At 58.2% G+C, this 22,003-nt stretch carries 20 protein-coding genes; 12 read left to right on the top strand and 8 right to left on the bottom strand.

Going from position 1 to position 22,003, the window contains the following annotated elements:
• Nucleotides 1–5: 5 nt before the first annotated feature.
• From JIO00_RS26885 to JIO00_RS26895, 3 genes are all read right to left on the bottom strand, one after another.
• A complete protein-coding gene (locus tag JIO00_RS26885; protein WP_200667187.1) occupies nucleotides 6–302 on the bottom strand; it encodes a hypothetical protein in 297 nt (98 codons plus the stop codon).
• Nucleotides 303–307: 5 nt separating this feature from the next.
• Nucleotides 308–1,162 (bottom strand): phosphoribosyltransferase-like protein, encoded by an 855-nt coding sequence (locus JIO00_RS26890; RefSeq protein ID WP_200667188.1) that lies wholly within the window; start codon nucleotides 1,160–1,162, stop codon nucleotides 308–310.
• Between the two features lie 1,107 nt (nucleotides 1,163–2,269).
• Entirely contained in the window at nucleotides 2,270–2,464 is a 195-nt protein-coding gene (locus tag JIO00_RS26895; protein ID WP_109635340.1) for a hypothetical protein, read from the bottom strand.
• Nucleotides 2,465–2,912: 448 nt separating this feature from the next.
• On the opposite strand from JIO00_RS26895, the gene JIO00_RS26900 reads away from it, so the two are divergent.
• On the top strand, nucleotides 2,913–3,221 hold the full coding sequence (locus JIO00_RS26900) for a DUF3077 domain-containing protein (protein WP_010467147.1): 309 nt from the start codon (nucleotides 2,913–2,915) through the stop codon (nucleotides 3,219–3,221).
• A gap of 79 nt (nucleotides 3,222–3,300) precedes the next feature.
• On the opposite strand, the gene JIO00_RS26905 is transcribed toward JIO00_RS26900, so the two are convergent.
• Nucleotides 3,301–3,978, bottom strand: a complete 678-nt coding sequence (locus JIO00_RS26905; protein WP_200667189.1) for a peptidase M41 — start codon at nucleotides 3,976–3,978, stop codon at nucleotides 3,301–3,303.
• A gap of 156 nt (nucleotides 3,979–4,134) precedes the next feature.
• Here JIO00_RS26905 and JIO00_RS26910 point away from each other — a divergent pair, with 156 nt between their 5' ends.
• From JIO00_RS26910 to JIO00_RS26955, 10 genes are all read left to right on the top strand, one after another.
• Nucleotides 4,135–4,596: an Lrp/AsnC family transcriptional regulator gene (locus JIO00_RS26910; RefSeq protein WP_109635345.1), complete on the top strand. Its 462-nt coding sequence runs from the start codon at nucleotides 4,135–4,137 to the stop codon at nucleotides 4,594–4,596.
• 199 nt (nucleotides 4,597–4,795) lie between these two features.
• The gene (locus JIO00_RS26915) at nucleotides 4,796–6,478 is read left to right on the top strand and encodes a flavin monoamine oxidase family protein (protein ID WP_010467144.1); all 1,683 of its coding nucleotides are present in this window, start codon (nucleotides 4,796–4,798) and stop codon (nucleotides 6,476–6,478) included.
• A gap of 12 nt (nucleotides 6,479–6,490) precedes the next feature.
• The gene (locus JIO00_RS26920) at nucleotides 6,491–7,285 is read left to right on the top strand and encodes a carbon-nitrogen hydrolase family protein (RefSeq protein ID WP_010467143.1); all 795 of its coding nucleotides are present in this window, start codon (nucleotides 6,491–6,493) and stop codon (nucleotides 7,283–7,285) included.
• Nucleotides 7,286–7,333: 48 nt separating this feature from the next.
• Nucleotides 7,334–9,760 (top strand): pyrroloquinoline quinone biosynthesis protein PqqF, encoded by a 2,427-nt coding sequence (gene pqqF, locus JIO00_RS26925; protein ID WP_200667190.1) that lies wholly within the window; start codon nucleotides 7,334–7,336, stop codon nucleotides 9,758–9,760.
• A gap of 155 nt (nucleotides 9,761–9,915) precedes the next feature.
• Nucleotides 9,916–9,990 (top strand): pyrroloquinoline quinone precursor peptide PqqA, encoded by a 75-nt coding sequence (gene pqqA, locus JIO00_RS26930; RefSeq protein ID WP_009045898.1) that lies wholly within the window; start codon nucleotides 9,916–9,918, stop codon nucleotides 9,988–9,990.
• A 76-nt stretch (nucleotides 9,991–10,066) separates the two neighbouring features.
• A complete protein-coding gene (gene pqqB, locus JIO00_RS26935; RefSeq protein WP_010467139.1) occupies nucleotides 10,067–10,978 on the top strand; it encodes a pyrroloquinoline quinone biosynthesis protein PqqB in 912 nt (303 codons plus the stop codon).
• 127 nt (nucleotides 10,979–11,105) lie between these two features.
• The gene (pqqC, locus tag JIO00_RS26940; RefSeq protein ID WP_010467138.1) at nucleotides 11,106–11,858 is read left to right on the top strand and encodes a pyrroloquinoline-quinone synthase PqqC; all 753 of its coding nucleotides are present in this window, start codon (nucleotides 11,106–11,108) and stop codon (nucleotides 11,856–11,858) included.
• Nucleotides 11,855–12,130 (top strand): pyrroloquinoline quinone biosynthesis peptide chaperone PqqD, encoded by a 276-nt coding sequence (pqqD, locus tag JIO00_RS26945; RefSeq protein WP_010467137.1) that lies wholly within the window; start codon nucleotides 11,855–11,857, stop codon nucleotides 12,128–12,130. Before pqqC ends, pqqD begins: the two co-directional genes overlap by 4 nt.
• A gap of 4 nt (nucleotides 12,131–12,134) precedes the next feature.
• Nucleotides 12,135–13,277: a pyrroloquinoline quinone biosynthesis protein PqqE gene (gene pqqE / locus JIO00_RS26950; RefSeq protein WP_200668676.1), complete on the top strand. Its 1,143-nt coding sequence runs from the start codon at nucleotides 12,135–12,137 to the stop codon at nucleotides 13,275–13,277.
• The gene (locus JIO00_RS26955) at nucleotides 13,243–15,069 is read left to right on the top strand and encodes a S9 family peptidase (RefSeq protein ID WP_200667191.1); all 1,827 of its coding nucleotides are present in this window, start codon (nucleotides 13,243–13,245) and stop codon (nucleotides 15,067–15,069) included. The genes pqqE and JIO00_RS26955 overlap by 35 nt, the downstream gene beginning before the upstream one ends.
• A gap of 105 nt (nucleotides 15,070–15,174) precedes the next feature.
• Here JIO00_RS26955 and JIO00_RS26960 read toward each other — a convergent pair whose 3' ends face one another.
• Nucleotides 15,175–15,333 (bottom strand): YqaE/Pmp3 family membrane protein, encoded by a 159-nt coding sequence (locus JIO00_RS26960; protein ID WP_007904205.1) that lies wholly within the window; start codon nucleotides 15,331–15,333, stop codon nucleotides 15,175–15,177.
• A gap of 204 nt (nucleotides 15,334–15,537) precedes the next feature.
• Nucleotides 15,538–16,779: an aspartate aminotransferase family protein gene (locus JIO00_RS26965; protein ID WP_077747299.1), complete on the bottom strand. Its 1,242-nt coding sequence runs from the start codon at nucleotides 16,777–16,779 to the stop codon at nucleotides 15,538–15,540.
• Nucleotides 16,780–16,948: 169 nt separating this feature from the next.
• Here JIO00_RS26965 and JIO00_RS26970 point away from each other — a divergent pair, with 169 nt between their 5' ends.
• On the top strand, nucleotides 16,949–17,878 hold the full coding sequence (locus JIO00_RS26970; protein WP_200667192.1) for a LysR family transcriptional regulator: 930 nt from the start codon (nucleotides 16,949–16,951) through the stop codon (nucleotides 17,876–17,878).
• A 227-nt stretch (nucleotides 17,879–18,105) separates the two neighbouring features.
• Here the strand turns inward: JIO00_RS26970 and JIO00_RS26975 are convergent, their stop codons facing one another.
• Complete coding sequence (locus tag JIO00_RS26975; protein WP_154501949.1) at nucleotides 18,106–19,884, bottom strand: acyl-CoA dehydrogenase C-terminal domain-containing protein; 1,779 nt, start codon at nucleotides 19,882–19,884, stop codon at nucleotides 18,106–18,108.
• Between the two features lie 265 nt (nucleotides 19,885–20,149).
• Nucleotides 20,150–21,946 (bottom strand): acyl-CoA dehydrogenase C-terminal domain-containing protein, encoded by a 1,797-nt coding sequence (locus JIO00_RS26980; RefSeq protein ID WP_154501952.1) that lies wholly within the window; start codon nucleotides 21,944–21,946, stop codon nucleotides 20,150–20,152.
• Nucleotides 21,947–22,003: the final 57 nt, after the last annotated feature.

Raw genomic sequence — 22,003 nt, forward strand, 5'->3', positions numbered from 1 at the left:
GCAGATCATACGTACCTGTAAGCATAAGTCAAGCGCCCCGCTTCAAAGTTATCAAGAGCCTTTGGCCTGACTGTCTTCTGCAATTTATTCAACAATGCAAAGTGCTTATTAGACAACTGATCAGAAAATCTAACCATTCGCCCTTCTTTTTGTATTAAACCATTATTTAAGAAAAATCGAACCAGACTAAATATAACATCTGGATAGAGGCGGTATCGCGAATGCAGTTCGTAAATCTCATGCCAGCCACCATCTGATAGAAGACAAATAAACTCTCTTGCAGCATTCCTATCAATATTCATAACAGTCACCCCGCACGCTTGAAAAGAGTCCTAAACCCCCTTCCATCCTTCAACTTGGTCCACCAAAACACAGGGAAAACATTATTAGGGCAATTATCATTCTCCGCGCAGTATAAAGCCTCACTTCTGCCATACCCCAGGGAATAATCTTCAATTTTCTTATTTTTGTACCTATCAAAAAGTCTACTTTCAAGCACAGTCATCACTTCAATCAAGCGTGCTGCTTCAGAGGCATCATATTTATCTGTTATTGCCTTGGTCAACTCTTTATATGCATAAGCTTCGCACCTAGTTTCAGCTCTTATTTTTTCCATGCCAAATCGCATGGCTGCAAGTGATAAATAATACACATCCACATGCCCGACACCTTTTTCATCAAGAATCCCCCTCAACCACCTACCCTTCTTAATCATCTTATCACCACTACCGATAAAATCATCAAACAGAACAACTGATTGACCAGCCTTAATGAACTGCGCCGCTTCCGGGATATTAGAAATAAATCTAGAGTGCCAATTGTCAAACGGTAAAATTTTATTTTTTAACCGTTGCAGAGCCGCGGTGGATCCGTCAATTTCAGTTTTATTCGCCACAGCCACTATCCATGTAGACTTTGGAGACAACCCCCACGATTGCATTTTTTCATTAATAGAACTATGCGCAAGCCTTTCCATGGCAGCATTAAACAGGCAAATATCCATAATTAACGATTTAAGCAGAGTTTGCTCCTGCCTAAACTCACACACATTCCACAATTCAATAAGCTCGCCAACAAACTCATTTAACCATTCTTGAGACTCGAAAATCTCAATCATGTCATACATAACTTCAGGGGAAATTTTATTGGCAGCAATATTCAATTCCAACTCCCAACCTTAAACATTAAAAGCAACTGCCAACCTAAGTCCACTAGCGAATTGCACCTCATATCAACTACTACATAGATCTTTAAATCAATTCATTTTAACTGAGCTAAAATGTGCCACAGCCACATTACTCACTCTATTTTTTCTGCAATACAACAAACCGTGGTGTCTGACGAAATTGCAGCCCATCATCCTCTCCACCGCCTGACAGCAGTGGACAAGAGCATCTGGTCGCTAAATAGAGTATCTAATTGAAGCTCTGACGGAGCGTGATACAACGTCTCGACCTACTTGGTCAAGAGGTAATTTTCCCCAATTTCATTGGGCTTGAGCTTGGGCTAATGCACCTTCACCAACGAGTTCCTTCTTTACCACTCATCCAAACGCCCCGGCTCGGTCAATTTCTTCACCTACTCCAACCGGCTTGTCCTTTTTGCGTTCTTTGACGAAGTTGTTACTAGCTTTACGTCGCGGATACTTGGATACACGCTATCGGACACCTCCTCGTAATCGGACAGGCAGCGTACGCGTGAAAAGCTATGGGAAGGTACAACAACGGTACAGTGCCCAGCTTTACCCACCTAGTGAAAACTAGCGAAAACCACATGTAATCATCTAGTTAAAGCTGTTGCACCCTTCTCATGCCTCGCCTAGACTTTACTCACCTCGGTGCATCAGTCGGCGACTCATAATCCTTTGGTCCACGGTTCAAATCCGTGTGGGCCCACCAAACAAGAAAGCCGCGCAAATGCGCGGCTTTTTTTCTGCGACTAACGTTTGGCCTAAGAGATCAGACCAGCCGAACCACCAAGGCAACAGCAACAATAGTCACGAGCGCCAGCGCGGCACCGAGTCCAAACGGCAGTAGGATTGCTCGGGTCGCGATGGGGGATGGGCTACGCATGTCTTCGGCCAAGGCGGCCACGTCACGGTGTAACTGTTCAATGCTGGCTTGAATCGTAGGAGGTGTGGACATACTGCGTCTTCCTGCAGGGATCACGGGTCACGCCTAATGCGCTAACCCTTGTTAGATAAGGTGGGCTGCTAAGCGGTAAAACTCAAGCACCTCCGATCATTGATCGCTTCCGTGTGTTAGGGATTTTAAAGCTTGGACCACAATCCGACGGCGGCGACAACGGCGGTCACTAGACCGGCGCCTACTGCGAACGGATACCAAAAAGCCTCCTGCCTAAGCTTGCTTTCTTCCGCCATAAACTTGCGGGTTTCAGCAATGAATCTCCGGATTTCGACTTGAAGCTTATCGAGCTCCAGATTTTTGCGGTCATTTTGTAGCATCAGTCATCCTGTCGGGGATCGGGTCGCGTCCTGTGCGCTGCTCCGCGGCGGGACATGCGTTTTTTCCTGTCTGCCGTCTAGGTTATATTTTGCGCTGACGTGAGGTTATCGGATGACGTCAGCCAAGGTTGTAGGCAAACTCCGAGAATTGCGTAATGGGTGCGTTTGGGCACTTTGCCGCCTTGTTGGCGTTCTCTTCGACGGGATACTCTCCGGACGTCGCTGCAAATGCAGTGATCGGGTGTGGTAACCCGGTGAACCAGCGCAACAGTGCACTCATCACGAAGATAGGCAGTTTTTTATGCCTGTGATCTCGATATGGCAGCTGTGCGTGGGACGCCTTCGGGCGTGCCGGTTTCCTTGGTTCCCGGTTTACCACCCTGCGTACAGCTGCCACCCTTTCGTGTGGTAACGAAAGTGGCAGCTCCTCGAACCTAGGAGTTATATCGTGAATAAAATAAATCCATCCGCAATTTCAGACCTGAAAACCATCGGTTTCACCCCACTCATCTACTGCTCGGATCAGGCGTTGTTCAACGTCCGCGCCGGTGTCCCCATCGTTGATGCATTGTCACAAGCCTCCGATCTGCTGTTCCTCGCAAAATCATTTGCCGAGGACGCTGCCTACGCAAGAGACACTGACCGCCACGCCTGGGCCGCGCACTATCTGACGGCGATGGGTAAGGCGGTGATTGATGATGTGGTGAAGGTGCTAACGCCGAGACCGGCTCGGACCGCGACGGAATCAGAGGAGTAGCGCGCACTATCCCACTGAAAGACGCCCCGATTATTCGGGGCTTCCAGTCGTGACCGAGCGTGCAATGCGCGCCCGGAAGTTACTCCCTGTGCGAATCGGCACCATCGTTGCCAGCCCCAACGCGCAACCCCGGAATCGCCCGCACCAACCCCATCCGCTCAAGCCCCTCCCTCGTCAAAACACCCTCATACGTATCCGCCGACCGCCCCCATTGCTCCACGATACCCATGCCATCTACCAACGCTTCGCCCAACCCAATAATCGTATCGGCCAACTGCTCAACGATTGTTTGAGTCCGTAACCACAGACGATCCGTAATCTCTTTCAGCTCGGCCGTTACGTGTTCAGACGAGTCCGGATTCGTATCGGGGTAGGTGATGTTGCGCAGCAAGTGCCGTAACTCCCTGATTTTTGCGTAGTCCTGTTCTGCCCCAAGTTCTCCCCTCAGGATGGCGGCCGCTTTCGGCTTATCGACGCGTTTGCCGGGCGAACGCTTTGAAGTCAATGACTGCGCCATGGCGCCCGCAAAGAGAACCATCATTCGGGCTTGCAGATGCTCCTTCATTGCCTCAATCGTCGTAATTGAACGCGCCAAGGTAATGGAAGCGCCCGCTTGATGCCTCAAGTCCATGGTCACTGTCAGGCTCACATCACCCGTTTCAAACCCCAAGACTCGGGCAACGACGTAGTGACCCATTTCGTGATTGGCAATCTGCACTGCGTGATCCCGGACAGCGGGAGGCATGTTCTTTGTCATTTTGATCACCTCGCATCCCTCGATTTCTCATTCGACTATGACTGACAGCTGGTGTCCATCCTGTCTTCCGCGCGGCGTCTGACGTTCTCTGACATCCGCCGTGCCAGCCGTGCTGTAACATGCCAGCCCACTGATTTGTGTTGCTGGAGACGACCCTTGCCTGACACCCGCCCACCCGTTCTTGACGAAATCGACCGCCAACTGATCGCGGCCTTGCAGATCAACGCCCGTGAAAGCGTGGCCATGCTCGCTCGCCAGTTGGGAATCGCACGGACCACGGTGACTTCTCGTCTGGCACGGCTGGAAAAGGCAAAAGTCATCACCGGTTACGGCGTGCGTCTGGGTCAACGTGTGGTGGATGGCGGCTTGCAGGCGTATGTCGGGATCACGGTGCAACCGCGCTCGGGCAAGGAAGTGCTGCGCCGGCTCAGTGCCATGGCCCAGGTGCAGCAGTTGTGTGCGGTGAGTGGCGAGTTTGACTACGTGGCATGGCTTCGCACGGAATCGCCGGAGCAGCTGGATCAGTTGCTGGATCAGATTGGCAGTGTGGATGGGGTGGAGAAGACGACGACGTCGATCATCTTGAGCAGCAAGATTGATCGGGGGCAGCCGGTTTGATTTGCAGCGTCTTGAGGGCCCGAGCAGGCTCGCTCCAACACTGGTCAGTATGTAGTGGTTTATCGTCATAATGACCAAAAAATTATCAAAACGACGACACATTGCGTCTTATTAACGTGTTCTACGCTCTCTAGAATGGCTGCCATCTTTTCCTATACTCAGATGCGCATTCCGCGTCGGGTCGCCAGTAAGGTCAGTCATGAACAAGAACAATCGCCATCCTGCAGACGGTAAAAAACCAGTCACCATTTTCGGCCCGGACTTTCCTTTCGGCTTTGACGACTGGATCGAACACCCGGCCGGCCTGGGCAGCATTCCGGCACACAATCATGGTGCCGAAGTGGCGATTGTTGGCGCAGGTATCGCCGGTCTGGTGGCAGCTTATGAGTTGATGAAACTGGGCCTCAAACCCGTCGTCTACGAAGCTTCGAAAATGGGTGGCCGTCTGCGTTCCCAAGCGTTCAACGGGACCGATGGCATCGTCGCCGAACTGGGCGGCATGCGCTTTCCGGTGTCGTCCACGGCGTTTTACCACTATGTCGACAAGCTCGGTCTCGAGACCAAACCCTTTCCCAATCCGCTGACGCCAGCCTCTGGCAGCACCGTGATCGACCTGGAAGGCAAAACCCATTACGCACAGAAACTGGCAGATCTTCCTGCACTATTCCAGGAAGTGGCTGACGCTTGGGCAGATGCACTGGAGGCTGGCTCGCAGTTCGCCGATATCCAGCAAGCGATCCGCGACCGCGATGTGCCACGCCTCAAAGAGCTGTGGAACACCCTGGTTCCGCTGTGGGATGACCGAACCTTCTACGACTTCGTCGCTACCTCCGAAGCCTTCGCCAAGCTCTCATTCCATCACCGCGAAGTGTTCGGCCAGGTCGGTTTCGGTACCGGCGGCTGGGACTCGGACTTCCCGAACTCGATGCTGGAAATCTTCCGCGTCGTGATGACCAACTGCGACGATCACCAACATCTGGTCGTCGGCGGCGTCGAACAAGTGCCGCAAGGCATCTGGCGTCATGTGCCGGAACGTTGCGTGCACTGGCCCGAAGGCACCAGCCTCAAGTCGCTGCACAGAGGCGCGCCACGCTCCGGGGTTAAAAAAATCGCTCATGCCCCGGACGGCCGTTTTGCGGTCACCGATAACAACGGCGACACCCGCGAATACGCGGCGGTACTGACCACCTGCCAGAGCTGGCTGCTGACCACCCAGATCGAATGCGACGAAACCCTGTTCTCGCAAAAGATGTGGATGGCCCTCGACCGCACCCGCTACATGCAATCGTCGAAAACCTTTGTGATGGTCGACCGGCCATTCTGGAAGGACAAAGATCCGGAAACCGGCCGCGACCTGATGAGCATGACCCTCACCGATCGCCTGACCCGCGGCACCTACCTCTTCGACAACGGCGACGACAAGCCGGGGGTGATTTGCCTGTCGTACTCGTGGATGAGCGACGCACTGAAAATGCTGCCGCACCCGGTGGAAAAACGCGTGAAGCTGGCGTTGGACGCATTGAAAAAGATCTACCCGAAAGTCGACATTGCCGCGCGCATCATCGGCGATCCGATCACCGTGTCATGGGAAGCCGACCCGCACTTCCTCGGCGCTTTCAAAGGCGCCCTGCCCGGCCACTACCGCTACAACCAGCGGATGTATGCGCACTTCATGCAGGACGACATGCCGGCCGAGCAACGCGGGATCTTCATCGCGGGCGACGACGTTTCATGGACGCCGGCGTGGGTGGAAGGCGCGGTGCAGACCTCGCTCAACGCGGTCTGGGGCATCATGAAACACTTCGGCGGTGAAACTCACGCCGAGAACCCGGGTCCAGGGGATGTGTTCAACGAGATCGGTCCGATCGCCCTGCCCGAGTAAAAGGAGTTCCAAATGCGCGTAGCCCTTTACCAATGTCCACCGCTGCCCCTGGATGTCGCCGGCAATCTGCAACGCCTGCATCAACTGGCGCTGGAGGCCAAGGGCGCTGACTTGCTGGTGCTGCCGGAGATGTTCCTGACCGGCTACAACATCGGCATCGATGCCGTCAGCGTGCTGGCGGAGGTGCACAACGGTGAATCGGCGCAGCAGATCGCGCGCATTGCCAAGACCGCCGGGATTGCCATTTTGTATGGCTATCCCGAGCGCACCGAGGACGGGCAGATCTACAACGCCGTGCAGTTGATCGACGCCAACGGCGAGCGCCTGTGCAACTACCGCAAGACTCACCTGTTCGGCGACCTCGATCACTCGATGTTCAGCGCCGGGCAGGATGATTTCCCCTTGGTGGAACTCAACGGCTGGAAGCTCGGCTTTTTGATCTGTTACGACCTGGAGTTCCCGGAAAACGCCCGTCGCCTGGCCTTGGCCGGTGCCGAGTTGATCCTGGTGCCGACGGCGAACATGGTTCCCTTTGACTTCGTTGCCGATGTCACCGTCCGCGCCCGCGCCTTCGAAAACCAGTGTTATGTGGCATATGCCAACTATTGCGGGCAGGAAGGTGAAATCAACTATTGCGGCCAGAGCAGCATCGCTGCACCGGATGGCAGCCGCATCGCCCAGGCGGGCCTGGATGAAGCACTGATTGTCGGTGAGCTGGATCGTCAGTTAATGGTCGAATCCCGTGCCGCCAATCGCTACTTGGTCGATCGCCGTCCTGAGCTTTACGGCGACCTTAACAAGCGCTGATCCATCGTAATCCGCTAGCATTAGCGCTTCTCTGTCCTGGAAGTGCTCATGCCTGCGCTGAATCACCCTCGCCCCCACACTGAAACCCTGGCCAACGGCTTGCGGGTGACGCTGCGTCATGCTCCCGATTTGAAGCGCTGCGCCGCGGCGTTGCGGGTTTTCGCAGGCAGTCATGACGTGCCGCTGGCATGGCCCGGCCTCGCGCACTTTCTCGAGCATTTGTTGTTTCTGGGGACGGAGCGCTTTCCCGCAGGGCAAGGGCTGATGGCCTACGTGCAAGGTCATGGCGGCCAGGTCAATGCGCGCACCAGCGAACGCACCACCGACTTCTTTTTCGAACTGCCGCCTCAGGCGTTTAGCGGTGGGCTGGAGCGTCTGTCAGACATGCTCGCTCATCCGCGTATGAATCTGGACGATCAGCGGCGGGAACGGGAAGTGCTGCACGCCGAATTTGTCGCCTGGTCCCGGGATGCCACGGCTCAACAGCAGTTCGCGCTGTTCGACGGTCTGTCGACGGCTCACCCGCTACGGGCGTTTCATGCAGGCAACCGCTACACCCTGCCGGTGCCGCAGCCGGAGTTTCAGCAAGCGTTGAGGGATTTCTATCAGCGGTTTTATCGGACCGGGCAGATGACGTTGAGCCTGGCCGGACCGCAGAGTCTCGATGAGTTGAGGGCAATGGCTCAGCACTTTGGCGATCTTCTCGCCGTAGGGGAAAAGGTTGCGCAAGAAGCACCTGCACCGCTTATGGACTCTTCCGACAAAAGTTATCAACAGGCTGGCGAACGTCGGCTCGATCTACTGTTCGCGTTCGAAGCGTTGCCCGACTCATCCCGCGAGGCATTAGCGTTCCTGTGCCATTGGCTGAACGCCGCTAAACCTGGCGGTCTGCTGGCTGAATTGCGCGAGCAAGGGCTGGCGGACAGCCTGAAAGCCGCGCCGCTGTATCAGTTCGCCGGCCAAGCCTTGCTGCACATTGAATTCACCACAACTAAACCGGGGAACGCGATCCGCGAACGGCTTGTGGATTGGCTGGGCTTTTTTGCCTCTCACCAGAACTGGACCGAGTTGCGCCAAGAGTACGCCGCCCTGCTCGACCGTCAGCAACACGTCAGCGGTGCTCTGCAACTGGCGCGACTGGACAGTGAGCAGCTTGAAGCCGGTTTATCCGAACAAGGCGTCATAGCGCTCAAGTACATCCTGAAAAAAATCGGCGCTGTGGATAACTTCTCCGGCGAATGGCAATTACCAGCGCCAAACCCGTTTTTACGCACAGAAGCACCAGCGACCAATGCCGGATTGATTCGCGGCCAGACCAGCAAACACCGCGGCCTGCGGACGTTTGCCCAGGATCGCTCGCGCAGCCGTCGCGAAAACTCGCCGATGCAGTTCAGTCAGGCGTTGCCGGACAACACGGATGAGGGCGCGATTTATCTGCGCTGGCGACTGCAGGCCAAACCTCATCCCCGTGTTCAATCGAACCTGGAAAATCGCCTGCAACCCTTGCGTGAAGATGCCCGCCAGGCGGGGGTCGAGTTTTCCTTCAGTGCATCAGGCAATGAATGGCTGCTGAAGATGACAGGCCTGCAGGAGCCCATGCCGACCGTCCTCGAACATGTGCTGAAAGAGCTGACAAAACCCGATGTCGGTTTCCCACAGGAAGAACCGCCAAGCATGCCGTTGATACCGATCAGACAGCTGCTGAAAATGCTTCCCGAGCATTCACTTGAGCGCACCGCTGAAAGTGATGACGTGCAGCAGCTCTGGGCGAGCGCACGCTGGCAAGGTCTGGCGATGGGCCTGTCGGCGCAGACGCAAGCAGCGATGGGCCTGGCACTTAGTCGTGTGCCCGGTGCTGCGGACGATCAGCCGTCGCCGCCCGCCTCGATAAACGCGCTGCATCTGTGGAGCGCGCTCGACACCGGTTCCAGCGAACACGCGCTATTGCTGTTTTGCCCGCCGGCCACGCAAGACATCACCGACGAAGCCGCTTGGCGTTTGCTCGCTCACCTGTGCCAGACGCCGTTCTATCAGCGCCTGCGGGTTGAACTGCAATTGGGTTATGCCGTGTTCAGCGGCCTGCGTCAGTTCCATGGGCAGACCGGGCTGCTGTTCGGCGTTCAATCACCGAGCGTTGTCCCTCAGGATCTGCTGGAGCACATAGAGCGTTTCTTGAACGAAATGCCCGCACTGATTGAAGGCGTCGATGATGCGACCTTCATTGCCCAGCGCCAGGCCTTGGCCGACCAATTCCACGCCACCGCACTGCCCCACGCTCAGTCGGCCGAACTGCTCTGGCAGGGCAAACTGGCGGGCCACTCGTCGGATTATCTGGAGCGATTGCCTGAAGCGATCCTGCTGATCGACCGCAACGCATTGAAAGAAGCAGCCCGACGACTGAATCAGGCCGAAGGTGGCTGGCGCTGCTTGGCCAGCAGCGCCAGCGCGACAGCACCTTGGCAAGCGGCAAAATGATCATTACCGACGCTGCAATTAGCTTTCTCAAAGATTCGCGGCCAATCGCGCTGTAATTTTGAGTAACATAGCCACCTAACTATCTGAACATCTCCGACTGGAGGTGGACTATATGTATAGGTCTCAACTGTCTCATCACCTGAAGGAGCGCTCCCATGTCCTGGTCCAAACCTGCTTACACCGACCTGCGTATCGGCTTTGAAGTCACCATGTACTTCGCAAGCCGCTAAGGTCTGCCGTTGTAATGATGTGCAACGCCTCGGTTTACCGGGGCGTTTTTATTTTCAGCGTTGAAATGGAGCGCCCATGTTTGTCCAGATTCTAGGTTCCGCCGCCGGCGGCGGTTTCCCCCAGTGGAACTGCAACTGCGTGAACTGCGCCGGTTTTCGCAACGGCAGCCTGAACGCCAAGGCGCGTACCCAGTCGTCCATCGCGATTTCCGATGACGGCGTGAACTGGATCCTGTGCAACGCTTCGCCGGACATCCGCGTCCAGCTGCAAGGCTTCACCCCGCTGCAACCGGGCCGCGCCCTGCGCGATACCGGCATCAGCGCAATCATCCTGATGGACAGCCAGATCGATCACACCACCGGTCTGCTCAGCCTGCGCGAAGGTTGCCCGCACCAGGTCTGGTGCACCGACATGGTCCATGAAGACTTGAGCACCGGTTTCCCCCTGTTCACCATGCTCAAGCACTGGAATGGCGGGCTGAACTGGAACCGCATTGAACTCGACCGCAGCTTTACCATCCCGGCCTGCCCAAGCCTGCTCTTCACCCCGCTGCCCCTGCGCAGCGCCGCGCCGCCCTACTCGCCGCACCGCTTCGACCCGCACCCGGGCGACAACATTGGCCTGATCGTCGAAGACCTGAACACCGGCGGCAAACTGTTCTACGCGCCGGGCCTGGGCAAAGTCGATGCGCCGCTGCTGGACATCATGGCCGCCAGCGATTGCCTGCTGGTGGACGGCACGATGTGGGACGACGACGAAATGCAGCGCCGTGGCGTCGGCACGCGCACTGGACGGGAGATGGGCCATCTGGCGCAAAATGGCCCCGGCGGCATGCTCGAAGTGCTGGAACAGTTGCCCAAGCAGCGCAAAGTGCTTATCCACATCAACAACACCAATCCGATTCTCGATGAAGATTCGCCGGAGCGTGCCGAGTTGGCTCGGCGCAAGGTTGAAGTGGCGTATGACGGCATGAGTATTGTGTTGTAGCGGATGGCCTCTTCGCGGGCAAGCCTCGCTCCTACAGTGATCGCGTGCCCCTGTAGGAGCGAGGCTTGCCCGCGAAGGCGTCGGACCAGACACCAGAGAATCCACCGGTCATCCCCGGAGAACCGCAATGACTGACACCCCAATGTCCCCCGCCGAATTCGAAGCAGCCTTGCGCGCCAAGGGCGCCTATTACCACATCTATCACCCGTACCACGTGGCGATGTATGAAGGCCGGGCGACCCGCGAGCAGATCCAGGGTTGGGTCGCCAATCGCTTCTACTATCAGGTGAACATCCCCCTGAAGGACGCTGCGATCCTCGCCAACTGCCCGGATCGCGAGATCCGTCGCGAGTGGATTCAGCGCCTGCTCGACCATGACGGCGCCCCCGGCGAAGACGGCGGCATCGAAGCGTGGCTGCGTCTGGGCCAGGCCGTCGGGCTCGACCCGGATCAGCTGCGCTCGCAGGAACTGGTCTTGCCGGGCGTACGTTTCGCCGTGGACGCCTACGTAAACTTCGCCCGCCGGGCCAGTTGGCAGGAAGCCGCCAGCAGCTCGCTGACCGAGTTGTTCGCGCCGCAGATCCACCAATCGCGCCTCGACAGCTGGCCGCAGCATTACCCGTGGATCGACCCGACGGGCTACGAGTATTTCCGCACCCGTCTCGGCCAGGCGCGCCGTGACGTGGAACACGGTCTGGCGATCACTTTGCAGCACTACACGACGCGTGAAGGCCAAGAGCGCATGCTGCAAATTCTCCAGTTCAAACTGGACATCCTTTGGAGCATGCTCGATGCCATGAGCATGGCCTACGAACTGAACCGCCCGCCGTATCACAGCGTGACCGACCAGCGGGTCTGGCATAAAGGAATCACCTTATGAGTTTCGATCGCAGCAAGACCCCGACGTGGCGTCAGGGCTACCGCTATCAGTACGAACCGGCGCAGAAAGGCCATGTCCTGCTGTACCCGGAAGGCATGATCAAACTCAACGACAGCGCTGCGCTGATTGGCGGTTTGATTGATGGCCAGCGTGACGTAGCGGCGATCATCGCCGAACTGGACGCGAAGTTCCCCGACGTGCCCGAGCTCGCTGAGGACATCGAGCAGTTCATGGAGGTAGCCCGTGCTCAGCACTGGATCGAACTTGCCTGATTCCGTGTCAGGCACGTTACCGCCAAAACCTGAAATCGGCCTGCCGCTGTGGCTGCTGGCCGAGCTGACGTACCGCTGTCCGCTGCAATGTCCATACTGCTCCAACCCGCTGGACTTCGCCGAACAAGGCAAAGAACTGAGCACCGAGCAGTGGATCAAAGTGTTCCGCGAAGGCCGGGAAATGGGTGCCGCACAGCTGGGCTTTTCCGGCGGTGAGCCGCTGGTGCGCCAGGACCTTGCCGAGTTGATCGCCGAGGCGCGCAAGTTGGGTTTCTACACCAACCTCATCACGTCCGGCATTGGCCTCACCGAGCAGAAAATCAGCGACTTCAAGAAAGCCGGCCTTGATCACATCCAGATCAGTTTCCAGGCCAGCGACGAACAAGTGAATAACTTGTTGGCTGGTTCGAAAAAGGCCTTCGCGCAGAAGCTGGAAATGGCTCGTGCGGTGAAAGCCCACGGCTACCCGATGGTGCTGAACTTCGTGACCCATCGGCACAACATCGACAAGATCGACCGGATCATCGAGCTGTGCATCGCCCTTGAAGCGGACTTTGTCGAACTCGCCACCTGCCAGTTTTACGGTTGGGCACAGCTCAATCGGGTCGGCCTGTTGCCGACCAAAGAGCAATTGGTTCGCGCCGAACGCATCACCAACGAATACCGCGCCAAACTGGAAGCCGAAGGGCATCCGTGCAAGCTGATTTTCGTCACGCCGGACTACTACGAAGAACGCCCGAAAGCCTGCATGAACGGCTGGGGCAGCATCTTTCTTACAGTCACGCCGGACGGAACCGCACTGCCGTGTCACGGTGCCCGGCAGATGCCGGTGCAATTTCCGAACGTGCGCGATCACAGCATGCAGCACATCTGGTACGACTCGTTCGGCTTCAACCGCTTCCGTGGTTACGACTGGATGCCCGAGCCATGCCGCTCCTGCGACGAGAAAGAAAAAGACTTCGGCGGCTGCCGCTGCCAGGCGTTCATGCTCACGGGTGACGCCAGCAATGCCGACCCGGTGTGCAGCAAGTCGGAGCATCATGGCGTGATTCTCAAGGCCCGCGAAGAAGCCGAACCCGCGACCCAGACCATCGAACAACTGGCCTTTCGCAATGAACGAAACTCACGCCTCATCGCTAAAAGCTGAACCCTTCAGCGCTTCCCGGGCCGTTGCGGCCGGTATCGACTTCGCCGAGCTGTTAGTCGGCCAGCATGGCCTGTTCTGGAACGAATACCGTCCCGAAGATGCCGCCTGCAGGATCTGGCATTGGCGCGACGGCCAGGCCCGTTGCCTGACGCCAACGGGTTTCAGCGTGCGCAGTCGGGTGTACGAATATGGCGGTGGCGCGTTTTGTCTGACGGATGACGGGATTGTTTTCGTCAACGAAGCAGAGCAGCAACTCTATCGGCAATCGCTGGCGGGCGAGACGCCTGAGGTGCTGACCTCCGGGGAATGCCGTTACGGCGATCTGCAGTTTGCCAACGGACAGGTTTTGGCGGTTGAAGAAAACCGGGATCGGCATCGTCTGGTGGCGATTGATGTGGCTGACGGCCAGCGTCATCTGCTGGCCGAAGGCGCCGATTTCTATGCCGCGCCGACGCTGAGTCCGGACTCGCAACGATTGGCGTGGATTGAATGGAGCCGCCCGGATCAGCCGTGGACCGCCACTCGCTTGATGGTTGCCGAGCGCCAGAATGATGGGGGCTTCGCTCAACCACGTTGTTTGGCGGGCGATGGTGCGCAGGAGTCACTGCAACAACCGCGTTTCGACAGCGACGGCCACCTGTTTTGCCTGACGGATCGCGGCGGCTACTGGCAGCCTTGGGCGGAATCCGCAGACGGCCTGAGCCAGCTGCCGAGTGTCGCCGCTGACCATGGGCCGGCACCGTGGCAGCTGGGGGGCAGCACCTGGTTGCCGCTGGGCGAAAGCCGCTACTTGGCCAGTTGGACCGAAGGCGGGTTCGGCAAACTGGGAATCTGCGGTGACGCCGCTGAAGATTTCACCGGCGATTACAGCCGTTTTCGTCATCTCGCACTGGATGAGCAATTCATCTATTGCATCGCGGCATCGCCGGTCAGTTCGTCGGCGGTGATCGCAATCGAGCGCGATACCCGCCAGGTCAAAATCATCGCCGGCGGGATCGCACCGTTGCCCGCCGAGCGCATCAGCGTCCCGCGAACCTTGCGCTACCCGAGCGGTTCGGGCGAGGCCCACGGCTTCTTCTATCCGCCAATGACCGGCGAGGCGAAACCGCCGCTGGTGGTCTTCATCCACGGCGGCCCGACCTCGGCCTGCTACCCGATGCTTGATCCACGCATTCAGTATTGGGCGCAACGCGGCTTCGCCGTGGCCGATCTCAACTACCGCGGCAGCAGTGGCTATGGCCGGGCGTATCGCCAGGCGCTGCATTTGAGTTGGGGTGACGTGGATGTCGAAGATGCCTGCGCGGTGGTCGCTTATCTTGCCGATCGCGGCTTGATCGACGGCGACAAGGCGTTTATTCGCGGCGGCAGTGCTGGCGGTTACACCACGCTGTGTGCGTTGGCCTTTCACAACGTCTTCCGCGCAGGCGCCAGCCTTTACGGTGTCAGCGATCCCGTGGCACTGGGCCGCGCGACCCACAAGTTCGAAGGCGATTATCTGGATTGGCTGATTGGCGATCCGGTTGAGGATGCCGAACGATACGCCGCGCGTACTCCGCTGCTGCATGCGAACAACATCAGTGTTCCGATGATTTTCTTTCAGGGCGAACTGGACGCCGTGGTGGTGCCGCAACAGACCCGCGACATGGTCAAGGCGCTACAAGACAACGGCATTCTGGTTGAAGCGCATTACTACTCGGACGAACGTCATGGCTTTCGCAAGGCGGGGAACCAGGCCCATGCGCTGGAGCAGGAGTGGTTGTTTTATCGGCGGGTGATCGAACTCGCAAGCTGAAACCGCGTCGCGCCCTTCGCGGGCAAGCTTCGCTCCTACAGGTACGGTGTTATCCCCGTAGGAGCGAGGCTTGCCGCGAAAGCGTTCTATCTGACGCCGCAGAACTCAGCGCTTGGCGATGATGTACACCGCATGCACGATCCCCGGAATGTAACCGCACAACGTCAGCAAAATATTCAGCCAGAAAGCGCCGGCGAAACCGACTTGTAGAAACACGCCCAGTGGTGGCAACAGAATGGCAATGATGATGCGAATGAAATCCATGGGGCAGCTCCTGATGTGAAGTGAACTCGTGTGAGCCCTACTGCTAATCGACACGCGCCGTTCGTCAGGGTTCAGTAGGAACCTGGCGCAATAGCGAAACCTCATGAATCGCAGGCAAAAAAACGCCCCACGCGAAAGAATCAAACGTGGGGCGATGCGTTATTACCGCGAGACGGTTCTGGAATTCGTGCGGGAAAAGTCTGATCAGACCGCAATCCCCTTGCGGCACTGCAGTTGTGCGGTGCGTACGCGGGAAAAGGCGCGGGACAGGCGCAGGATCATTTCGTCGATGTTGGCGTTGCTGACCGTGAGCGCCGGGGTAAAGCGCAGGCAATCGGGTTGTGGGGCGTTGATCACCAAGCCTTCGGACAACGCGGCTTTGACCACGGCTTCAGCGGAATCGTCGGACAGGGTCAGTCCCCAGAGCAGCCCTTGCCCGCGCAACTCGCCGTGACCATAGCGATAGGACAAACGACTCAAGGCTTCGCGCAGGTGCTGACCGGTTTCAACCACATGATCGAGAAAAACCTTGTCCTGAATCGTGTTCAACACCGCAAGACCGGCAGCGGTCATCAGCGCATTGCCATGATGAGCGCCCGACAGGTCGCCCACCTCGAAACAACAGGCCTTGCCCCGCGCCAACAACGCAGCCAATGGCACACCACCGCCAAGCCCTTCGCCGAGGACGACGATATCTGCCCGAACACCGTGGACCTGTTCGGCAAGCAACGTGCCGCAGCGACCGAGGCCGGTGTGCACGTCGTCGAGGATCAACAAAATGCCCAGCTCCCGACACAGGCGTTCGACACCCTTGAGGTAATGCGCAGTGGCCGGAATCACCCCGGCTTCGTTTTGGATGGGTTCGAGCAGGATGGCCACGGTCCGGGCATCGACCGCCGCGTGCATCGCCGCCAGATCATTGAAGGGAACGGGGTGAAAGTCCGACGGTGAAATCGCCCCGGGACTACGGCCATGGCAGCCGTTGCTGGCCACGATGATCCGTGAGGCCCCGCTGCGATGCAGTCGACCCCATTGACGAGCCAGTTGAATCGCGGCCTCACAGGCTTCGGTGCCGCTGTTGAGCAGGTACGCCTGATCACTGCCGGTGCTATTGCAGAGCCGCTCGGCAAGGTTGAGCATGCCGCGGTTATGCAGTGCGAAACCCGGGTTGATCAGCGATTGAGCCTGTTCTGATATCGCATTGACCAGCACCGAAGGGCTGTGGCCCAGGCTGTTGGCGCCGCCACCCTGCGAGAAATCCAGGTAAGCGCGGTCATCGCTGTCCCACAGCCAGGAGCCTTGGCCGCGGACAAAAATCTGCTTCGGCCGCTCGACACTGGGCATCAGGCACTCGCGGGAAAGGTTGTCGCGTCTGGACGCTTGGGAAGTGTCTACGACCAAGTCGTCGAGGCTCGGTGGAGTGCGACGCAAGTTGAACAGATTCATCCGCAAAAGCCTCGCTTGAGGTTTTTTGCCTTACCTATGTAAACACCATCAACGTAAACGGTATTCATCGTGCGCTCTGGCCCTGTAAGCCTTGTGAATGCGGTTAGACTAGGCCCAGACAAGGCGTTGAGCCATTTCGATTTCCCAGCATTTTCGATAAGCGCACCTTATGGATTTCAAGCAACTGCGTTATTTCGTCGCGGTCTATGAAGAAGGCCACGTCGGCCGGGCGGCCGAGCGACTGTCAATCTCCCAGCCGGCGCTGTCCCAGCAGATCCGCCAGCTCGAGCAAAACCTTGATGTAAGCCTGTTCGAACGCAGCAGCAAACGCCTGCTACCCACTCTGGCCGCCCATACTTTGTACAACCACGCCCTACCCTTGCTTGATGGCCTGCAACGGGCCCGCGAGGCATTGGGCAACTTCAAGGGTCAGGCGCTGCGCACCTTGGCCATTGGCGTGTTGCAGACGGTTCACACAAGTCTCGTGCCGCAGATGCTCGAACGCGTGCGCAAGGCGCAACCGCATCTGGTGGTGCAGATCTACGAATTGACTGGCCTGGAAATCGAGCGGCGGCTGCTCAATGGTTCCCTCGACATCGGCATCAGCTACCTGCCGCCCCGACAGCCGGGGTTGCATGGCGTCATGCTGTACGAAGATGAACTGACCCTGGTGATCCCGGCGGACCACCCGTTGCGCGAGTTCAAGAAAGTCTCGATGAGTCAGGCCGCCGAGTTGCCCATGCTGTTGCTGGGTGAAGAGTTTCAAGTGCGGCAGATCTGGCAGACACAACTGGCCAATCTGGGACGACGGCCGCAGGTGCAGGCGGAACTGAACAACATGGCGGGGATTCTCGACAGTCTGCCCCACACCCGGCTGGCCACCGTGCTGCCTGGGCGCTCGCAAAAGGCGCTCGGCAACAATGAATTGCTCTGGAAACCGCTGACCGAGCCACGAGTGCCGCTGAAAGTCGGATTGGTGTGTCGGGATGTGCAGCGGCAACAAGCCTCGCTGGCCCTATTGCGCACGCTGTTGGAAGAAGTGATGAACGGGCCCGACGACCGTTCGAACAGCTCGACTACGCTCGACGGGCCGCGCTGAATACTTTTCTGCGGGCAAAAGAAAACCCCGCCGAAGCGGGGCTTTGCAGACTGTTTCCCTGACATCCATTTCACTCCGCCGTCCTGGCAGAATCCTACGTGTCCGTGTTGTTGCTTTGCGCTTCCTGCGCGACGTCCATGTGAAGTAGATTAGCTCTGGATCCAATCTTCGCCTATGGGAGAACAGCAGCACGTCATGTAAGAGAATGCTTACATGACGCTATCGGGTCAGAACTGTCCGGCGTCCAGCAGGAACAGCGACTCGCTCCCCGCCTTCACCGACGCACTCAACGAGTGAATACGCGGCAGCAGACGGGCGAAATAGAACCGCGCCGTGCCCAGCTTGCTCGCGTAGAAATCATCCTGCGCTTCTTTGCCGAAGGCCGCCTTGGCCATCAGGGCCCACATGTAGGCGTAAGCCACGTAACCGAAGGTTTGCAGGTACTCGACCGACGCCGCGCCGATTTCGTTCGGGTTGTTTTTCGCCCGGTCCAGCAACCACGAAGTCAGCTCGTCGAGGGTGGTGACGGCATCGTTCAGCGGCTTGGTGAACTCCGCGAGATCAGCGCTGGCGGTGGCGGTGAAATGACGAATCTCATCCGCGAACAGGTTGTAGAACGCCCCGCCCGTGCCGACGATCTTGCGTCCTACGAGGTCAAGCGCCTGAATGCCGTTGGTGCCTTCGTAGATCTGGGTGATGCGCACGTCGCGAACCAGTTGTTCCTGACCCCACTCACGGATGTAACCGTGGCCGCCAAAAACCTGCTGGCCGTGCACGGTGGTTTCCAGACCGAGGTCGGTCAGGAACGCCTTGGCTACTGGCGTCAGCAGAGCGACCAGATCTTCCGCGCGTTTGCGGACGGTCGCGTCTTCGCTGAACTTGGCCGTGTCCAGTTGCATGGCCACGTAAGTGGAGAACGCACGACCGCCTTCGTTCGAGGCTTTCATGGTCAGCAGCATGCGACGCACGTCCGGATGGACGATGATCGGGTCAGCGACCTTGTCCTTGTTCTGCGCGCCGGTCGGCGAACGGCTTTGCAGACGGTCGCGGGCGTATTCGACGGCGTTCTGGTAGGAGCGTTCGCCGGTGGCCAGGCCCTGGATACCGACGCCCAGACGCTCGTAGTTCATCATGGTGAACATCGCCGCCAAGCCTTTGTTCGGCTCGCCGACCAGGTAACCCACGGCTTCGTCGAAGTTCATCACGCACGTCGCGGAGGCCTGGATGCCCATCTTGTGTTCAATCGAACCGCAGTTCGCCGGGTTACGCGCGCCCAGGCTGCCATCGGCATTGACCATGAACTTCGGTACCAGGAACAGCGAAATGCCTTTCGGCCCCGCCGGGGCGTCCGGCAGTTTGGCCAGCACCAGGTGAATGATGTTCTCGGTCAGGTCGTGCTCGCCACCGGTGATGAAGATCTTGGTGCCGCTGACCTTGTAGGAACCGTCGGCCTGAGGCTCGGCCTTGGTGCGGATAATCCCCAGGTCTGTACCGGCGTGCGGTTCGGTCAGGCACATAGAACCGGCCCAGACGCCGGCATACATGTTCGGCAGGTACGCACCTTTCAGTTCTTCACTGGCGTGGGCGTTGATCGACAGGCAGGCACCGGCGGTCAGCATCGGGTACAGACCGAACGACAGGCTGGCGGAGTTGACCATTTCTTCGACTTGCGCCGACACGGCCTTGGGCATGCCCATGCCGCCGTAGGTCGGATCGCCACCGACACCGACCCAACCGCCTTCAGCGTAAGTCTGATAAGCCTGTGGGAAACCGGCCGGCGTGGTGACGGCACCGTCCGCCCAATGGCAACCTTCTTCGTCAGCTGCACGGCTCAGGGGCGCGATGCTTTTGCTGGTGACCTTGCCGGCTTCTTCGAGAATGGCTTCGACGGTTTCAGCGTCAACGGTCTCGGCCAGCGCAGGCAGCTGCGCCCAGAGTTTGGCGACCTCGAAGACTTCATTGAGGACGAAGCGCATATCGCGCAGGGGCGCTTTGTAGTCAGCCATGGCAAACCTCGCAAGATCTAAACAGGTGATTCGTGGGAATGATGTTTTCGTTGGGCTCGAGTGTAACCCAACAACTTTTGCGACACATAGGGTCAGGCCGTGACCGTTTTGTAATTTTTAGTCAGCAGCATTTCAGCTGAGCAGTTCTCGTCTGGCAGAACGCATTCGCGGGCAAGCCTCGCTCCTACAGGTCGGGGTCACGCATATCCCGTGAACGACACTGACCTGTAGGAGCGAGGCTTGCCCGCGAAGCTTTTAACAATCGTCAGAGCGCAAACAACTCCGCCGGCAACTTCATCAAACAATCACTCCCCGCTTCGATAGCCGCCCGATGAGCGGCAGTACGCGGCAGCAAACGCTTGAAGTAGAACTCGCTGGTTGCCAGTTTGCCTCGGCAGTAATCCGCATCACCGCTGCCAGCGTCGAGTTGCGCCTGGGCCACCAGCGCCATGCGCAACCACAGATAGCCGAGGATGATGTAACCGCTGTACATCAAATAATCCACCGACGCCGCACCGACTTCGTCCGGATTCTTCATTGCGGCCATGCCAACCTTGGCGGTCAACTCGCCCCACTGTTGATTCAGTCCATTGAGTTGAGCCACATAGCTGGCCAGTTGTGGATGCTCGGCATTCGCCGCGCAGAATTTGTGGACGATTTTGGTGAAGCCACGCAGCAATTTGCCCTGACTGCCGAGCACTTTGCGCCCGAGCAAATCCAGCGCCTGAATGCCGTTGGTGCCTTCGTAGATCGGCGCGATCCGGCAGTCGCGAACCAACTGCTCCATGCCCCATTCACGGATAAAGCCGTGACCGCCAAACACCTGCATACCGTGGTTGGTGACCTCCAGACCGGTGTCAGTCATGAAGGCTTTGCAGATCGGCGTCAGGAAGGCCAACAGGTCTTCGGCGTCCTGACGCGCCGTTTCATCCGGGCTCAGGTGTGCGACGTCCAGCAGCTGCGCGGTGAAATAGGTCAGCGCGCGGTTGCCTTCGTTGAAGGCTTTCATGGTCAGCAACATCCGGCGCACGTCAGGATGAACGATGATCGGATCGGCGGCTTTGTCCGGTGCTTTCGCGCCAGTCAGCGCGCGCATTTGCAGGCGATCGTTGGCGTACTTGATGGCACCCTGGAAACTCGCCTCACCCAGACACAACCCCTGCATGCCAGTGCCGAGCCGTGCGTGGTTCATCATGGTGAACATGCAGTTCAGGCCCTTGTTCGGCTCGCCGATCAAGAAGCCCTTGGCTTCGTCGAAGTTCAGCACGCAGGTCGCCGAGGCCTTGATGCCCATTTTGTGTTCGATCGAGCCGCAGGAGACGCCGTTGCGCTCGCCGGCTTCACCCTCGGCATCGGGTAGGAATTTGGGAACGATGAACAGGGAAATACCCTTGGTGCCTGCCGGAGCATCCGGCAGTTTCGCCAACACCAGATGAATGATGTTGTCGCTCATGTCGTGTTCGCCGGCCGAGATGAAGATCTTGCTGCCGGAAATCGCGTAGCTGCCGTCGGCTGAAGGCACGGCGCGGGTTTTGATGATGCCCAGGTCAGTGCCGCAATGCGCCTCGGTCAGGCACATGGTGCCGGTCCATTGGCCAGCCGTCAGTTTGCTCAGGTAGGTGTTCTTCTGATCTTCGGTGCCGTGGGCGTGGATGGCCGACATCGCCCCGTGGGTCAGGCCGGGGTACATGCCCCACGAGGTATTGCTGGAGCCGACCATCTCACTGATGACCAGGCCCAGAGAACTTGGCAAACCCTGGCCGCCATACGCCGGATCAGCTGCCAGACCGTGCCAGCCACCTTCCACGTACTGTGCGAAAGCCTGCTTGAAGCCTGTAGGCGTTGTCACCACACCGTTGTCGAAATGGCAGCCTTCTTCGTCACCGCTGCGATTCAACGGTGCGAGAACGTTCTCACAGAATTTCGCGCCTTCTTCGAGGATCGCATTGACCATGTCCGGGCTCGCGTCGGTGGCGCCCAGCCCGGCGTAGGTGGTGTGGAAGTCGAAGACGTGGTCGATCAGAAAGCGCATGTCGCGCAGGGGAGCTTTGTATTCGGGCATGGTCGTTTCTCCGTCAGCAGATCGTTCAAACCTACTGCCGCCCACCCGGCCTCACAA

This window comes from Pseudomonas sp. SW-3, assembly GCF_016615645.1.
Taxonomy (GTDB): domain Bacteria; phylum Pseudomonadota; class Gammaproteobacteria; order Pseudomonadales; family Pseudomonadaceae; genus Aquipseudomonas; species Aquipseudomonas mandelii.

What these genes read in the sequence shown, in the direction of transcription:
- JIO00_RS26885 (WP_200667187.1), bottom strand. Translation starts at nt 302, where the DNA reads ATGAATATTGATAGGAATGCTGCAAGAGAGTTTATTTGTCTTCTATCA.
- JIO00_RS26895 (WP_109635340.1), bottom strand. Translation starts at nt 2,464, where the DNA reads ATGCTACAAAATGACCGCAAAAATCTGGAGCTCGATAAGCTTCAAGTC.
- JIO00_RS26905 (WP_200667189.1), bottom strand. Translation starts at nt 3,978, where the DNA reads ATGACAAAGAACATGCCTCCCGCTGTCCGGGATCACGCAGTGCAGATT.
- JIO00_RS26915 (WP_010467144.1), top strand. Translation starts at nt 4,796, where the DNA reads ATGAACAAGAACAATCGCCATCCTGCAGACGGTAAAAAACCAGTCACC.
- JIO00_RS26920 (WP_010467143.1), top strand. Translation starts at nt 6,491, where the DNA reads ATGCGCGTAGCCCTTTACCAATGTCCACCGCTGCCCCTGGATGTCGCC.
- pqqF (WP_200667190.1), top strand. Translation starts at nt 7,334, where the DNA reads ATGCCTGCGCTGAATCACCCTCGCCCCCACACTGAAACCCTGGCCAAC.
- pqqB (WP_010467139.1), top strand. Translation starts at nt 10,067, where the DNA reads ATGTTTGTCCAGATTCTAGGTTCCGCCGCCGGCGGCGGTTTCCCCCAG.
- pqqC (WP_010467138.1), top strand. Translation starts at nt 11,106, where the DNA reads ATGACTGACACCCCAATGTCCCCCGCCGAATTCGAAGCAGCCTTGCGC.
- pqqD (WP_010467137.1), top strand. Translation starts at nt 11,855, where the DNA reads ATGAGTTTCGATCGCAGCAAGACCCCGACGTGGCGTCAGGGCTACCGC.
- JIO00_RS26955 (WP_200667191.1), top strand. Translation starts at nt 13,243, where the DNA reads ATGAACGAAACTCACGCCTCATCGCTAAAAGCTGAACCCTTCAGCGCT.
- JIO00_RS26960 (WP_007904205.1), bottom strand. Translation starts at nt 15,333, where the DNA reads ATGGATTTCATTCGCATCATCATTGCCATTCTGTTGCCACCACTGGGC.
- JIO00_RS26965 (WP_077747299.1), bottom strand. Translation starts at nt 16,779, where the DNA reads ATGAATCTGTTCAACTTGCGTCGCACTCCACCGAGCCTCGACGACTTG.
- JIO00_RS26970 (WP_200667192.1), top strand. Translation starts at nt 16,949, where the DNA reads ATGGATTTCAAGCAACTGCGTTATTTCGTCGCGGTCTATGAAGAAGGC.
- JIO00_RS26975 (WP_154501949.1), bottom strand. Translation starts at nt 19,884, where the DNA reads ATGGCTGACTACAAAGCGCCCCTGCGCGATATGCGCTTCGTCCTCAAT.
- JIO00_RS26980 (WP_154501952.1), bottom strand. Translation starts at nt 21,946, where the DNA reads ATGCCCGAATACAAAGCTCCCCTGCGCGACATGCGCTTTCTGATCGAC.